The following is a 2,273-nucleotide window of genomic DNA, read 5'->3' as shown; positions in this document are numbered from 1 at the left end:
GAAGACCTCGACCCTCACCCCGACACCGACGCGCCGCCCCAGGTCGCACCACAGCTACACCCTCATCTGTGAAGAGCCACATTCCATCTCTCTGCCACGGCGGCCCGAGACAGCTTCTTCGCAGGACTCGCTGCGAGCGGATGGCATACTGCTGCGTTGTCGATGAAACTGCTCGCGCAGGCTTTGCCCTTGGCTACAGGAATCATCGGCAAAGGCGTGGAGATCGAGTGGCCAAGCCCGACACGACCGAATGACGAACTCGGGGTTGTTGCCCGAATCGACACGATCACGCCGTCGAAGAGCCGGCCCGGTCGCGGATCGATCACCGTGGGCTACCAAACTCTGAACCAGAACGGCGACATCCGGCAGCGCGCGCGAATCACGCTCATAGGCTGGAGACGCGACGTTGGAGCTCAGGCCGCAGCACCGGGTGCTGAGAGCGGCGAAAAGGCGATCAAACACGGAGAAAGTCGCTGAGTCGTACCTGGTCTGGCATTGCGACTACAGGCTGATGCCGGCAATGCCGGCAAGTACGATCACGGCGCCGATCAGACGCCGGGCGAGGTGTCCTTCGCCGAAGAGACGCCAGGCGAGGAGCGCGCCGATCACGATGGATGCCTCCCGCAGTGGCGCGACGAGTGCCACGGGTGAGGTTTGCATTGCGGTCAGCACAAGGATGTACGCGAGCGGGGACAGCACTGCGACCGCGGCGATAGGCGCGCGATTTACGCGGAGGGTGTTCGCGAACGCTGCGCGGCGTCTGATGATGGTTGGAGCCAGGAATACGACCTGGACGACGAGCGTGCCGGCGTAGTAACTGACGGGTGCGAGCCCGATGGAGGCGATCGCGAACGCGTCCCACAGCGTGTAGGCGGCGATCGTGGCTCCGGTGGTAGTACCCCATGCGATGCCGCGGAGGGGGCGGCTGCCCGTTCTCTGGAAGGGGTTGCCCGTGACGACGAGGATGCCTGCGAGGATAACGAGCGCTCCGATGATCGCCAGCGCCGTGGGGCGTTCTCCGAGCAGGAAGATAGCGATCACGATGGTGAGCAGCGGCCCGACGCCGCGAGCGATCGGATAGACGACTCCGAGGTCTGCTCGGTCGTAGCCCGCCTGCAGGGTGAGCGAGTACGTCAGGTGCAGGGCGGCGGACACGGCCGCAGCGGCGACCAGGGCCCAGGTGATCGGTTGCGAACCGGAGACGGCGGCACCGATCGCGAGAGGGAGACACAGGATCGCGGAAGCGGTCGTGTAGGCGCCCACGAACAGCAGCGTGTCGCCTTTCTTATACTTCGATATGAGGTTCCAGCCAGCGTGGGCGACTGCGGCGACGAGGACGATCGCAACGGTGAATGGTGGCATCAGGTGATGTCGGGCAGGTCGATCCCGGCCCGTTCCGCGCGCGAGACACGGTCGGGATCGCGCAGTGCCAATGCAGCTGCGAGAGCGTCGACGACGACAAGCTGTGCCAGCCGGCTCCCGGCAGCGGCCATCTGCGTCGTCAGCGGCGCGCCGCCCACGACGAGTGCGACGGCGGAGACATCGGTGAGTGGTGTGCCGTACTGGTTGGTGATGGCGATGACGGTCGCGTCGGCGGTCGCGGCGGCGTCGGCGATCGCGACGGTCATGTCGGTGCGACCGGTCGAGCTGGCGGCGACGACGACGTCGCCGGGGTCGAGCAGGCGTGCCGCGATCATCGCGGACTCGTGATCGACGACCCCCGATGTCCGCACGCCCAGCGAACGCAGCCGGAACACGACATCGGCCGCGACCGTCGCCGATGGGCCCGCACCATAGGCGAGGAGTTGCCCCGCGCCACGGATCGCAGAGACCGCCTGGTCGAGAGCGTCCGGGTCGATCGCGCCGCTGAGGGCGGTGAGCGCGTCGATCCCTGTGCGCGCTGTCGTGTCGATGATCGTGCGCGTCGAATCGGTGCTCGTGAGCGTGTGTGGCGGGGCGAAGAACTCCGCTGTTCCGCGAGCGCGGGCGATTTCCAGCTTCAGTTCAGCGAAGCCCGAGAAACCGATTGCGCGGGCGGCACGGATCACGCTTGGTGCCGAGACCCCTGCTCGCTCGGCGACTTGCGCCGTCGTGCTCCTTCCCACGAACAACGGGTCCTCCAGCACGAGGTCGACAACCTTTGCCGGCTCATCCGAATCCAGGGTGTAGTCGGGGTCTGAACCCGCCGGTCTCGAGCAGGGATCTGGCGATGTAGTTGGTCAGGTTGCGGAACCCCAGCGCCGAGCCGCGCAGGTGCTCGAGCCTGCCGTTGA

Annotated in this window: 3 protein-coding genes; 1 reads left to right on the top strand and 2 read right to left on the bottom strand. The window is 66.5% G+C overall.

What is annotated here, in order from left to right:
* The first annotated feature begins 156 nt into the window (after positions 1-156).
* On the top strand, positions 157-477 hold the full coding sequence (locus tag FM110_RS13720; protein ID WP_327230433.1) for a hotdog family protein: 321 nt from the start codon (positions 157-159) through the stop codon (positions 475-477).
* A gap of 24 nt (positions 478-501) precedes the next feature.
* On the opposite strand, the gene FM110_RS04715 is transcribed toward FM110_RS13720, so the two are convergent.
* Entirely contained in the window at positions 502-1,362 is an 861-nt protein-coding gene (locus FM110_RS04715; RefSeq protein WP_087103145.1) for an EamA family transporter, read from the bottom strand.
* On the bottom strand, positions 1,362-2,162 hold the full coding sequence (locus tag FM110_RS04710) for a MurR/RpiR family transcriptional regulator (protein WP_087103143.1): 801 nt from the start codon (positions 2,160-2,162) through the stop codon (positions 1,362-1,364). The genes FM110_RS04715 and FM110_RS04710 overlap by 1 nt, the downstream gene beginning before the upstream one ends.
* Between the last annotated feature and the right edge of the window lie 111 nt (positions 2,163-2,273).

The organism is Brachybacterium nesterenkovii (genome assembly GCF_900163655.1).
GTDB classification, from domain to species: Bacteria; Actinomycetota; Actinomycetes; order Actinomycetales; family Dermabacteraceae; genus Brachybacterium; species Brachybacterium nesterenkovii.
The sequence above is the reverse complement of the archived record's forward strand: the minus strand, read 5'-3'. Positions and strand labels throughout refer to the sequence as shown.

Bases quoted from the DNA above. Each gene is read 5' to 3' on its own strand.
- FM110_RS04715 (WP_087103145.1), bottom strand. From the start codon at position 1,362: ATGCCACCATTCACCGTTGCGATCGTCCTCGTCGCCGCAGTCGCCCAC.